At 70.4% G+C, this 11693-nt stretch carries 9 protein-coding genes and 2 pseudogenes; 3 read left to right on the forward strand and 8 right to left on the reverse strand.

Features of this window, described 5'->3' with window-relative positions; all coding sequences use genetic code 11:
* Positions 1–181 precede the first annotated feature (181 nt).
* The 5 genes from GEV07_22905 to GEV07_22925 form a co-directional block, all read right to left on the reverse strand.
* Positions 182–1969 carry a dipeptide ABC transporter ATP-binding protein gene (locus GEV07_22905; GenBank protein MQA05447.1) on the reverse strand — a complete coding sequence of 596 codons (1788 nt, stop codon included), beginning with the start codon at positions 1967–1969 and terminating at the stop codon, positions 182–184.
* Positions 1966–2856 carry an ABC transporter permease subunit gene (locus tag GEV07_22910; GenBank protein ID MQA05448.1) on the reverse strand — a complete coding sequence of 297 codons (891 nt, stop codon included), beginning with the start codon at positions 2854–2856 and terminating at the stop codon, positions 1966–1968. Before GEV07_22910 ends, GEV07_22905 begins: the two co-directional genes overlap by 4 nt.
* Positions 2853–3803, reverse strand: coding sequence for an ABC transporter permease subunit (locus GEV07_22915; protein ID MQA05449.1), 951 nt, complete (start codon positions 3801–3803; stop codon positions 2853–2855). The genes GEV07_22910 and GEV07_22915 overlap by 4 nt, the downstream gene beginning before the upstream one ends.
* A gap of 12 nt (positions 3804–3815) precedes the next feature.
* Positions 3816–5282 carry a peptide ABC transporter substrate-binding protein gene (locus GEV07_22920; GenBank protein ID MQA05450.1) on the reverse strand — a complete coding sequence of 489 codons (1467 nt, stop codon included), beginning with the start codon at positions 5280–5282 and terminating at the stop codon, positions 3816–3818.
* A 310-nt stretch (positions 5283–5592) separates the two neighbouring features.
* Positions 5593–6219: a DUF4232 domain-containing protein gene (locus tag GEV07_22925; GenBank protein MQA05451.1), complete on the reverse strand. Its 627-nt coding sequence runs from the start codon at positions 6217–6219 to the stop codon at positions 5593–5595.
* A 123-nt stretch (positions 6220–6342) separates the two neighbouring features.
* Between GEV07_22925 and GEV07_22930 the strand changes: the two genes are divergently transcribed.
* Positions 6343–6978, forward strand: a complete 636-nt coding sequence (locus tag GEV07_22930) for a hypothetical protein (protein MQA05452.1) — start codon at positions 6343–6345, stop codon at positions 6976–6978.
* On the opposite strand, the pseudogene GEV07_22935 reads toward GEV07_22930, so the two are convergent.
* Positions 6975–7923, reverse strand: a pseudogene (locus GEV07_22935) (EamA family transporter). The gene GEV07_22930 and the pseudogene GEV07_22935 overlap by 4 nt on opposite strands.
* 94 nt (positions 7924–8017) lie before the next feature.
* Complete coding sequence (locus GEV07_22940) at positions 8018–8458, reverse strand: MarR family transcriptional regulator (GenBank protein MQA05453.1); 441 nt, start codon at positions 8456–8458, stop codon at positions 8018–8020.
* Positions 8459–8743: 285 nt separating this feature from the next.
* Here GEV07_22940 and GEV07_22945 point away from each other — a divergent pair.
* Positions 8744–10055 (forward strand): annotated as a pseudogene (locus GEV07_22945) (MFS transporter).
* 42 nt (positions 10056–10097) lie between these two features.
* Entirely contained in the window at positions 10098–10934 is an 837-nt protein-coding gene (locus GEV07_22950) for a TIGR03619 family F420-dependent LLM class oxidoreductase (protein MQA05454.1), read from the forward strand.
* 7 nt (positions 10935–10941) lie between these two features.
* Here GEV07_22950 and GEV07_22955 read toward each other — a convergent pair whose 3' ends face one another.
* Positions 10942–11682: an SDR family NAD(P)-dependent oxidoreductase gene (locus tag GEV07_22955; protein ID MQA05455.1), complete on the reverse strand. Its 741-nt coding sequence runs from the start codon at positions 11680–11682 to the stop codon at positions 10942–10944.
* Positions 11683–11693: the final 11 nt, after the last annotated feature.

Here is an 11693-nt window from a genome sequence, read left to right on the forward strand (position 1 = left end):
GGGCCGGTCACCGCACCAACAGCGAGAGGGTAGCGGTCTACGTCACCGCCACACCGCCGGGCCGGTCACCGCACCAACAGCGAGAGGGTAGCGGTCTACGTCACCGCCACACCGCCGGGCCGGTCACCGCACCAACAGCGAGAGGGTAGCGGTCTACGTCACCGCCACACCGCCGGGCCGGTCACCGCACGACGAGCGCGGGTGTCGTGTCCAGCAGCTCCTGGGTGTAGGCGTGCGCGGGCGTGGCGAACAGCTGCTCGACCGGCGCGTGCTCAACGATCCTGCCCTCCTGCAGCACCGCGACCTCCTGCGCGATGTTGCGTACCAACGCGATGTCGTGGGTGACGAAGAGCAGCGTCAGCCCCATCTCCGCGCGGAGGTCGGCGAGCAGCTCCACCACGGTCGCCTGCACCGAGACGTCGAGCGCGCTGGTGACCTCGTCGCAGATCAACAGCTCAGGCTCCGTCACCAGGGCGCGGGCGATGGCCGCACGCTGACGCTCGCCGCCGGAGAGCTGGTCCGGGTACCGCTCGGCCAGCGACGCGGACAGCCCCACCCGTTCCAGCGTGTCGCGGGCCGCCGTCATGGCGTCCGCATTGGAGGTGCCCGCGAGCACCCGCAGCGGCCGGGCGATCGAGCTGCCGATCGTACGCCGCGGGTTCAGCGACGCGTACGGGTTCTGGAACACGTACGCCACCGAGCGCAACGACTCGCGGGTCCGGTTCGCGACGCCGAACGGCAACTGCTCGCCGTGCAGGAGGATCTCCCCGGACGCGTCGGCGTGCAGGCCGGCCACCGTCTGGGCCAGTGTGGTCTTGCCCGACCCGGACTCGCCGAGCAGGGCCATGCACGAGCCTGCCGTCACGGTGAGGTCGAGGTCGTGCAGCACCGGGTTGTCACCGTACTTCGCGGCGAGCCCGACGACGTGCAGCATCACCTTCGAGTACTTCGCCGCCGAGCTGCCCTGCGCGCGCTGGGTGAACGCCGCGGTCACCTGCTCGGTGTGCACGCACCGCACCAGGTGGCCGTTCTCGAACTCCTCGATCTCCGGCAGCGCGGCCTCGCACTCGGCGGTGGCGAGGGTGCACCGCGGCGCGAACCGGCAGCCGGAAGGCCGCCCGGCCGGCGTCGGCGCGGTGCCGGGGATGCCGCGCAGCTCGCGCTTGCCCTCCAGGTCGGGGACGGCCGCGACCAGCCGCGCGGTGTACGGGTGGCCGGGATCCCTGACGATGTCCTCGGTCGTCGCCTTCTCGACCATGCTGCCGGCGTACATCACCGCGACGTCGTCGGCCACGTCGGCGACGACGGCCAGGTCGTGGCTGATGTACAGCGCCGCGCAACCGTGCCGCTCCGCCAGCTCGTGCACCGTGTCGAGCACCCGGCCCTGGGTGGTCACGTCCAGACCGGTCGTCGGCTCGTCGAGCACCACGAGCGCGGGCCGGCAGGCGAAGGCCATGGCGATGCCGATGCGCTGCTGCTGACCGCCGGACAGCTCGTGCGGCCACCGCCGTACGAACTCGTCGTCGGTCGGCAGGTCGACCTCTTCGAGCACCTCGCGCACCCGCTCGTCGACGCCGTCCCACCCGTGGACGGCCAGCGCCTCGCTGATCTGCTTGCCGATCCGCATGGCCGGGTTGAGCGCGGCGCCAGGGTCCTGCGGCACGTAGCTGACCCGCACGCCGCGCACGTCGCGCAGCTCCCGCAGCGAGAGCGCGAGCAGGTCGGTGCCATCGAGCACGATGCTGCCGGCGGCGATCTTCATGCCCCGGCGCGCGTGGCCGAGCATCGCCAGCCCGACGGTGGTCTTGCCTGAGCCGGACTCGCCGACCAGCCCCAGGATCTTCCCCGGGGCGATGTCCAGGTCGAGCTCCTCGACGATCGCCGTGCCCTGCGTCGTCTCGACCCGCAGGCCGCGCACCTGGACGCCAGTGGTCGCCGTCTCCTCGACGCGTTCCGCAGCTTCGCTCATTCTTCGACCTCCCGGTCCAGACCGGCGGAAGCCTGGGCGATGCCGTCACTGATCAGGTTGGTGCCCACGGCGAGCAGACCGATCGCCGCCACCGGTAGCAGCACCGCCCACGGCTGCAGGATGAGACCGATGCGGTTCTCGTTGATCATCAGGCCCCAGTCAGCGGCCGGTGGCTGCAGGCCGAGACCGAGGAAGCCGAGACCGGCGACCAGCCCGATCGAGTACGTGAACCGCAGCCCGCTCTCGACCATCAGCGGGCCGGTGACGTTCGGCAGCAGGTCGGTGAAGCGCACCGGCCACCGCCCGATGCCGACCGCCTCGGCCGCCCGGACGAAGTCCCGCGCGGCCACCCCGAGCACGGCGGCGCGGATGATCCGCGCCGTGCGTGGCGCGTGCGAGAGGCCTACGGTCAGTACGATCACCCACTGCTGCGGCCCCCAGACGCTGAGGAACAGCAGCGCGAGCACGATCTGCGGGAACGCCAGCACGACGTCGCTGAACCGCATCAGCAGCTCGTCCAGCCAGCTCCAGGTGTAGCCGGCGACCAACGCCATCAGCAGGCCGACGCCCACGCCGAGCACCGTGCTCAGGAGCGCGAGCAGCAACACCGAGCGCCCACCGGCGAGGAACCTGCTCAGCACGTCGCGGCCGAGGTTGTCGGTACCGAGCACCGCGTCCGCGGTGTGCGCGTAGAACGGCTGGCCGACGAACTCGGTCGGCGAGTACGGCGCGAGGAACGGGCCGACGATGGCCAGCAGCACGATCAACCCGGTCAGCACGATGCCCACCCAGGTGCGGCCGTAGCCGAGCGACTGCCGCAGCAATCCCTTGCTACGCGGCTGCTCCGGCGTTGCGGCGGTGTCCGCCGCCTGAACCTGTGTCGTCATTTGGCAGTCCGTAGTTTCGGGTTACTGAGAATGCCCACGATGTCCGCGATCAGGTTGAACAGTACGTAGACGAAGGCGATCAGCATGACCAGCGCCTGCAACACCGGCAGGTCCCTGTTGGTCACCGAGTCGACGAGCCCCTGCCCGATACCGGGGAACCTGAACAGGTACTCCACGACCACCACACCGCCGGCCAACCACGCCAGCTGCAGTGCGATCACCTGGGCGACTGGCCCGATCGCGTTCGGCAGCGCGTGCCGCAGCAGCACGGTGCGTTCCGGCACCCCCTTCAGCCTGGCCTGCTGGACGAACTCGCTGTCCAGCACCTCCAGCATGGTGGCCCGCATCATCCGGGTGATGTACGGCGAGACGGCGAGCACCAGCGTCGCCACCGGCAGCACCAGCACCGAGCCCTGGCTGAAGATCGACCTGCCGTCGTCGAGCAGCGCGACGGCGGGGAACCAGTTCAGCACCGTCGTGGAGAACAGCACGATCAGCAGGATCCCGACGACGAACTCGGGCAGCGAGGCCATCACCAGCGAGCCGGTCGACAGCACGTTGTCGACCGCCCGGCCGCGCCGCAGGGCGCTCCAGGTGCCCGCCGCGATTGACAGCGGGGTGGCGATCAGCGCCGACCAGAACAACAACACCACGGAGTTCGCAGTGCGTTCCGCGATGAGCTCGCCCACCGGCTGCCCGTTCGCCAGCGACTTGCCGAGGCTGCCGCTGAACAGGTCACCGAGCCAGGTGAGGTAGCGCTGGTACGCGGGTTGGTCGAGATGCAGCTGCTCCCGCAGTGCGGCGAGCCGCTCCGGCGTTGCCGTACGGCCGAGGATGGCCTGCGCGGCGTCGCCGGGGAGCAACAGGCTGGCGGCGAACACCAGCAGTGACACGACGAAAAGCACGATCACGCCGACGATCAGGCGGCGGGCAACGAGTCTCAGCATTTGTTCACCGCCTCACACGAACCAGACGTCACGGAACCGGTACGCATCGAGCGGGAACCCGGTGGTGTTCGTCGACTTGAAGCCGGCGATCTTCCTGGAGTACGCGTCGACAAGGTCGAGGAAGCCCCACACGATGTAACCGCCGCGCTCGTACTCGATCTCCTGCGCGTCGTGCAGCAACCGGCACCGCTTGTCGTCGACGAGCGTCTTCTTCGCCGTGTTGACGAGATCGAGGTACTTGGGGTCCGCCCAGTGGCACTCGTTGAACGGCGACTTCGGCTGCGAACCGAGTGCCGACTGCACGAGGTACGGCCAGGTGCCCCAGAAGTCCTGCGCGAAGTCCCACTTGAGGTAGTCGTCGCCGTAGAACACCCCGGTGTCGACCCGCTTCAGGCTCATGTTCACGCCCGCCTTGCGGGCCTGCTGCTGCAGCACCTGCGCCGCCTCGACGATGCCCTGCGCCACCGGCGACGTCACCAGCTCGACGTTCAGGTTCTCGTGGCCGGCGGCCTTTAACAGCGAGCGCGCCTTGTCCGGGTCGTACTCACGTTGCGGTAGGTCCTTGGCGAAGCAGTCGTCGTACGGCGAGTACATGTCGTTGGCGACGCGGCCGTAGCCGGAGAGGACCTGGTTGACCATCTCCTCGCGGTCGGCACACAGCCGGATCGCCTCGCGCACCCGCGGGTCGCTGAACGGCTCGACGTCGACCCGCATGGTGAACGGGTTCCAGTTACCCGACTTGGACTTCAGCACGCGCATCGTCGGGTCGGCCTCGATCACCCGCACCTCCGCGTACGGCAGTGACTCGATCGCCTCGACCTGACCCGCGAGCAACGCGTTGGTGCGTGCCGTGTCGTCGGTGAAGTTGATGATCCGCAGCTCGTCGACGTACGGCTGCCCGTCGCGCCAGTAGTCGCCGAACCGTGCGAACACGCTCTCCACGCCCGGCTCGAAGCTGGAGAACTTGAACGGTCCGGTGCCGATCGGCTTCTTCGGGTCGTACCCCTCGGGGACGATGCCGATGCGGTAGTCCGCGACCACGTCGCCGAACGTCACGTCCGGCTGGGTCAGGCGGATCCGCAGCGTCCGCTTGTCGATCACCTGGAAGCCGTCGCGGTCCAGTGAGCTCAGCAGGTTCGCCGCCGCCATCGGCTTCTTCGGGTCGGTGACCCTGCGGTACGTGGCGATGATGTCCTCGGGCCGCACCGGGCTGCCGTCGTGGAACAGGATGCCGTCGCGCAGCCGCACCACCCAGGCGAGACCGCCCTTCTCCGGTTCGACCGACTCGGCGACCGCCGGTTCGAGCGAGTAGTCGCGGGTGCGGTAGAGCAGCGGCTCGTAGAGGTTCAGCCCTCGACTGATGTCCGGCTTGGTGACCGGATTGTGGACGTCGAGGCTGTCACCGGCGCCACCGCCGGCGGTGCCGACACGCAGCACGCCGCCACGTCGGGGTGGCCCCGTCGGCTCGCCTCTGACCATCGGCGGTTCGGTACCGCAGGCAGTAAACAGTGGAGTGGCCGCCAGCCCGAGAAGCCCGGCTGTCGCCCCCCTGATTACTGCCCGCCGGCTCGGTTCCCAAGCGGGCGTCAAACCATGCTCCTCTTCCACCCCCGACCACGGCGCAACTGCTCCCCCTGCCGTGGACGGGGCTAGTCAACGGAAACGGCGTGCTCTGGTCAAGTCCCCCGAGAAACACCTTCCGCCGCAGTGCGTAGCCGCACATTACCAGTGCGTAGCTCTGAGGGCCCGCATCAATACCCGGCGTACGACAACTGCCATGGTTACCGCCCTATTGCCCAGGTCCGAGCTCCTTTCCCCGATACGGCTGCTGCACGATCTTTCCCCTGTCGCAGACCGGTCCGAACGACCACCGCACCCCCCTGGTGTGCGTCTCGTCCGGCGGCGTCACCTTGGCCACCTCGGCGACCCGTTGACAGGGTCCGCTGGTCTCGTCGCCTTCGCCGGCGACGGTCGACCACGTCAACGCCGAACGCACCGACCTGCCGGGCGCGACGGCGAGCGTCTTCGGTGTCGCGCTGCGGTCCCTGACCATCCTCGTCGGCACCTCGCCGCGCTGCTCGTCGTAGAGCTGCATCCCGCCGTAGCCGTAGACCGTGCACGTGGTCTTCGACGTGTTGCTGAGCACCAACCACGCGTGCCGCTGCCCGGCACCGCTGTCTCGCATCGTGATATGCGGTCGCAGGTGCGAGACGTCGCACCGGGTCGCGACCCGTCCCGGCACCGACCGGCTCGGCTCGGACTCGTCACCTTCCGGCCGGTTGGTCGACGACGACTGCTGTGCCGTGGTCGGCGACTTGGTCGCACCCGCCGGCCGGCCGCCGTCGGCACCACAGGCCGCGGCCACCCCGACCACGGCCAGGACGCCGGCCAGCAGGACGAGCGGTCGCCCGCGCATGCGTACCCCCTTGGTTGCTCACCCCCTGACACGCAGAGTGACCGGCCGATGGTTGCCCGGCGGGAACAACCAACGTACTCCGTACGTTGTACGGCGTTGTTGGGGCTACCGGAAGGGTGACGCATGGACCATGCCGACGCAGCAACCGAGTTCGATCGCCAGGTGCGCGTACTGCTCGACCACGGGTACCCGGCCCTTGCGGGGATGACCGAGGACGCCTTCCGCGACCTGGTCGACCCACTGCGGGCCGAGGCGGTGCAACGCTCCGCCGACCTCGCCGCGCCGACCCGGGCGCGGGTGCCGTTCGTCCTCGTGGTCCGGCAGTCGCTGGTGCCGGCGCACGACGCAATGGCGGTGACGGCACTGGGCAGCAGGACGGGCTTCGCCGACTTCGACCCGGCGGACATCGCGCGGTTCACGGCCATCGACGGCCTCGACGCCCCCGACCGGCCGGCCTACCTGGCCTTCGACGTGGACCGCGGCAAGGAGACGCTCAACGTCTCCCCCGATGACGCCATGCCCACGATCACCGGCCAGGGACGGACGCCGATCACCGTCGCCGAGGGGATCGCGTTCCTCACCCACCACCCGGACTCGCTGGAGAAGAACAGCTGCTACATGCTCGCCGGCAGCCGTAGCGGCGACCGTCGGGTGCCGGCGCTCTGGATCAGCAACCGAGCCCCGAAACTCGGCTGGTGCTGGGCCGGCAACCGGCACACCTGGCTAGGCATCGCCTCCTGTGCCGCCAGGTCGACCTAACGCCGGACAGTGGTACGGGCGCGGGCCCCCGCCGGCGGGCGGGGGCCGCGGCCGCGTCTCCTGGTCAGGGCGACGCCGGCCAGGCAGATCGCGCCGCCGGCGAGGGCCAGCGCCGGCGGCACCTCACCGAGCATCGCCCAGCCGAGCACCACGGTCACCGCGGGCACCAGGTACGTGGTGGCGCCCTGCTTGCCGGCGCTCGTCCGGGCGAGCGCGTACGCCCACGTGGTGAAGGCGACGGCCGTCGGGAACGCGCCCAGGTACGCCACCCAGCCGGTCGCCGTGGCCGGGGCCGCGGCGAGCTCCCGCACCAGTTGCGGCGCGAACGGCAGGCAGACGAGCGCGCCGACGGTGCACGCCAGCCAGGTCGCCTGCAGCGCAGAGACCCGCCCGAGGGCCGGTTTCTGCGCCACCACCGACACGGCGTAGCAGACGGCCGCCACGACGCAGAGCACGACGCCCCAGGTGTCGGAGCCCCCGCTGCCCGCGGTCGCGTACCCGATCACCACCGCGCCGCCGAACGCGACCGCGCACCCCGCCAACAGGCCGGGCGGGAAGCCCTCCCGCAACACGACGCCGGCCAGCACGGCCACCAGGATCGGCCCGACGTTGACGAGCATCGCGGCGGTGCCCGCGTCCACCCGCAGCTCGGCCGCGTTGAGCGACACGTTGTACGCGCCGAACCACAACACCCCGACGAGCGCCACCCGCACCAGGTCACGCCGGCCGGGTAGCGGCTCGCGGCGCAGCAGCACCAGGCCACCTAGCAGCACGCTGGCGACCGCCAGCCGTCCCAACGCGAGCGCGCAACGCGAGCGCGCCCGGCGAGAAGGCGGCACCGGCCGCCCTGATGCCGACGAACGCCGACGCCCACAGCGCCACGGTCACGGCCACCGCGAGAAGCGGCAACACCACCTCGCGACGCGCGCCCGTGGTCTCGGTCAACGGTGTGGTTTCAGTTGGCACGCCGTCACCGTACGGCGGTGCCGGCGGCGGGTGCTGGCCATTTTTCGACCCCGCGTTACCGCCCGCACACGGCTCAGTCCGGCCGCGGCCAGGGCCGCCCCCGCGCGGCCTCGACGGTGCCGTTGAACCGCGCGAGCAGCCCGGTCAGCGCAGCCACGTCGTCGTGCGACCAGCCGGACAGCTCGTCCGCCACCCACTGCTGGTAGTGCCTCTGGTCGGCGAGCACGCGACGGGTGCCGGCCGCGGTGATCCGCAGCTTCCTCGCCAACCCGCCCTCGTCGTCGGGGATGCGTTCGATGTAGCCGCACCGCAGCAGCGCGCCGGTCTGCCTGTTCACCGTGGAGGTGTCGAGACAGAACGCCTCGGTCAGCTGCCTGATCGTCATCGGGCCCTCGTCAGCGAGCCGCCGGAGCAGGACGTACGCGGACTGTTCCAGGCGCTCCCCGGTCGCCGCCCGGACGTGCAGCTGTCGCCGTCCGACCAGCATGAGCTCCCGCTCGAGCCGTTCCCACATGCCGCTGGCTCCACCCGGTGAGATTCTCCGCCAACGCCCGCGCCCGCGTACGTCTCAGGAAACGGACGGACCTGCGCGAAACGAGATGTGCATGATACACATGCTGTGTAGTGCACACAGCTGTGCCGCCTCGAGCACGTACGCTCAACTGAAGAAAGCCGTCGCTTGCCGCAGCCTGCCCTCACCCGCCGAGCAACCCCTCCCTCCCCTACTGCTGCCCCACAGCGACGTGCGGTCGTACCCGTGCTCGCCTGTGCTGGCGTGGTGGTGGCCGTCTCGCAGACCATGCTCGTGCCGCTGATCGGCAGCCTCCCGACGCTGCTCGCCACGTCGAGCACGAACGCCACCTGGGTGCTCACCGCAACGCTGCTCGCCGGCGCGGTCGCCACCCCGGTGCTCGGCCGGCTGGGCGACATGTTCGGCAAGCGCAGGCTGATGCTGGTCGCGTTGGGGCTGATGATCGCCGGCTCGCTGGTGTGCGCGGTGAGCAGCTCGCTCACGCCGATGGTCGTCGGCCGGGCGTTGCAGGGCTGCGCGATGGGCGCGATCCCGCTCGGCATCAGCATCATGCGCGACACCGTTGCGCCGCAGCGGCTGAGCGGGGCGATGGGGTTCATGAGCTCGTCGCTGGGCATCGGCGGCGCACTCGGCCTGCCGATCGCCGCACTGGTGGCCGAGCGCGCCAACTGGCACGTCCTGTTCTACGGCGCCGCAGTGCTCACCGCCGTGGTGTTCGTGCTCCTGCTGCTGGTCGTCCCCCCGTCGCCAGCGGCCGCTCACGGTCGGTTCGACGTCGTCGGCGCGATCGGGCTCAGCGCCGGCCTGATCTGCCTGCTGCTCGCCATCTCCAAGGGCGGCGACTGGGGCTGGGCGAGCGCGCGCACGATCGGCCTGTTCGTCGCCGCCGCCGTCATCTTCACGCTCTGGGGCGTGCTCCAGCTGCGCATCGACGACCCACTGGTCGACCTGCGCGTCAGCGCCCGTCGGCAGGTGCTGGTCACGAACATCGCGTCGATCCTCGTGGGCTTCGCGTTCTACGCGATGCAGCTGGTTCCCGCGCAGCTCCTGCAGCTGCCGACCACAACCGGCTACGGGCTCGGCGCGTCGATGCTCACCGCGGGCCTGTGCGTCGCCCCGACCGGTGTGCTGATGATGCTCGTCTCCCCTGTCGGTGCCCGGCTGACGAGCGCGCGTGGCCCGAAGACCTCCCTGCTCGTGGGCCTCGCCGTCCTCGGTTTCGCGTACGCGTTCGGGCAGCTGCTGCTCGAACGAGGTGTGGAAGCTGTCGCTGCTGTCCGCGCTGATCGGCGTCGGTGTCGGCATCGCGTACGGCGCCATGCCGGCGCTGATCGTCGCCGCGGTGCCGCGTACGGAGACCGCCGCGGCCAACGGGCTGAACACGCTGATGCGCTCCCTCGGCACGTCGACGTGCAGCGCGGTCATCGGCGCTGTGCTCGCCCACCTGACGGTGCAGTCCGGCACGATCAGCGTCCCGAGCTTGGGTGCGTTCCGGATCGCGTTGTTGCTAGCGTGCGGCGCAAGCGTCGCGGGCATGCTCGTCGCGGCTTGCATACCGACCCGACGCCGCGCGCTGTAGCGCAACGGAATAGCGAGGAGGACGATCACGTTGGCCGCCAGTATGGAGTTCGGCATAGCGACGTTCATCACCGACGACGGCATCCGTCCCGACGTACTCGGCAGGGCGCTGGAGGAACGCGGCTTCGACTCGCTGTTCATCGCGGAGCACTCGCACATCCCGGCCAGCCGCAAGTCGCCGTGGCCGAGCGGCGGCGACCTGCCGGAGAAGTACTACCGCACCCTCGACCCGTTCGTGGCGCTGGCCGCAGCCGCGTCGGTGACGCAGAACCTGTTGCTCGGCACGGGAATCGCCCTGGTCATCCAGCGCGACGTGATCCACACGGCGAAGGAAGTCGCGACCTTGGACCTGGTGTCCGACGGGCGCATGCACTTCGGCGTGGGCGTCGGCTGGAACCGGGAGGAGATGAGCGACCACGGCACCGACCCGCGCACCCGCGGTGCCCTGCTGAACGAGCAGCTCGCCGCGTTGAAGAGCATCTGGACCGAAGAGCCCGCCGAGTTCCACGGCAAGTTCGTGGACTTCGACCCGATGTACCTGCGGCCGAAGCCCGTACAGCGGCCGCACCCGCCGATCTACGTCGGCGGCGAGAGCGAGGCGGCCCTCGAACGGCTCGCCAAGTACGGCGACGCCTGGCTGCCACGCCCGGTCGCGACACCGGAGGAGATCAACCGGGTGCGCAGCTGGCTGGCCGACCGCGGCCGCACCGACGTCGGTGTCAGCATCTTCAACGCCGGGACCGACCCGGCGAAGCTCGCCGGGTGGGCGGAGGCTGGCGTCGACCGCGTGACGCTCAGCCTGGACACGCTGCCCGAGGCCGAGACGCTGGCGAAGCTGGACGAGCTGGCCGACGCCGTCCGCGTGTACCGCAACGGCTGACCGCAGGTCAGCCGCGGCCGATGAACGGCATCGTGGTCGCCATGATGGTGAGGAACTGGACGTTCGTGTCCAGTGGCAGCTCCGCCATGTAGCGCACGGCGCTGGCCACGTGCGCGGCGTCGAACGTCGGCTCCGCCGCGATCCGGCCGTCGGGTTGTGGCACGCCGTCGGCCATCCTGCTGGTCATCTCGGTGGCCGCGTTGCCGATGTCGATCTGGCCGCAGACGATGTCGTGCCCGCGGCCGTCGAGCGCTATCGACTTGGTGAGGCCGGTGATCGCGTGCTTCGTGGCGGTGTACGCCACGCTGCCTGGCCGCGGACTGTGCGCCGAGATCGAGCCGTTGTTGATGATCCGGCCGCCGCGTGGCCGTTGCGCCTTCATCAGCTCCACCGCGTACCGCGCGCACAGGAACGACCCGGTGAGGTTGGTGTCGACCACCCGGCGCCAGTCGTCGACGCTGATCTCGTCGACGGCACCGACGCCTGGGATGCCCGCGTTGTTGACCAGTAGGTCGACGCGTCCACACTCTGTGCGAACCAGCCCGAAGAGCGCAGCCACCGACTCCGGCACGGCGACGTCGGTGGGCACGACGAGCGCCGCCGCCGCGTCGCCCGCGGTCTCCCGGAGCGCGTCCTCGCGCCGGCCGGCAAGCGCGACCTGGTAACCGTCCTCGAGCAGGGCGCGGCCGATCACCCGGCCGAGGCCGGAACCGGCGCCCGTGACCACGGCGACTCGCTGCTGTGTCATCGGTGTCTACC

Source organism: Streptosporangiales bacterium, assembly GCA_009379825.1.
In the GTDB taxonomy this organism is placed as follows: domain Bacteria; phylum Actinomycetota; class Actinomycetes; order Streptosporangiales; family WHST01; genus WHST01.

Excerpts from the sequence above, each read along its gene's own strand:
- GEV07_22905 (MQA05447.1), bottom strand. The coding sequence starts at position 1,969 with ATGAGCGAAGCTGCGGAACGCGTCGAGGAGACGGCGACCACTGGCGTC.
- GEV07_22910 (MQA05448.1), bottom strand. The coding sequence starts at position 2,856 with ATGACGACACAGGTTCAGGCGGCGGACACCGCCGCAACGCCGGAGCAG.
- GEV07_22915 (MQA05449.1), bottom strand. The coding sequence starts at position 3,803 with ATGCTGAGACTCGTTGCCCGCCGCCTGATCGTCGGCGTGATCGTGCTT.
- GEV07_22920 (MQA05450.1), bottom strand. The coding sequence starts at position 5,282 with ATGGTCAGAGGCGAGCCGACGGGGCCACCCCGACGTGGCGGCGTGCTG.
- GEV07_22925 (MQA05451.1), bottom strand. The coding sequence starts at position 6,219 with ATGCGCGGGCGACCGCTCGTCCTGCTGGCCGGCGTCCTGGCCGTGGTC.
- GEV07_22930 (MQA05452.1), top strand. The coding sequence starts at position 6,343 with ATGGACCATGCCGACGCAGCAACCGAGTTCGATCGCCAGGTGCGCGTA.
- GEV07_22940 (MQA05453.1), bottom strand. The coding sequence starts at position 8,458 with ATGTGGGAACGGCTCGAGCGGGAGCTCATGCTGGTCGGACGGCGACAG.
- GEV07_22950 (MQA05454.1), top strand. The coding sequence starts at position 10,098 with ATGGAGTTCGGCATAGCGACGTTCATCACCGACGACGGCATCCGTCCC.
- GEV07_22955 (MQA05455.1), bottom strand. The coding sequence starts at position 11,682 with ATGACACAGCAGCGAGTCGCCGTGGTCACGGGCGCCGGTTCCGGCCTC.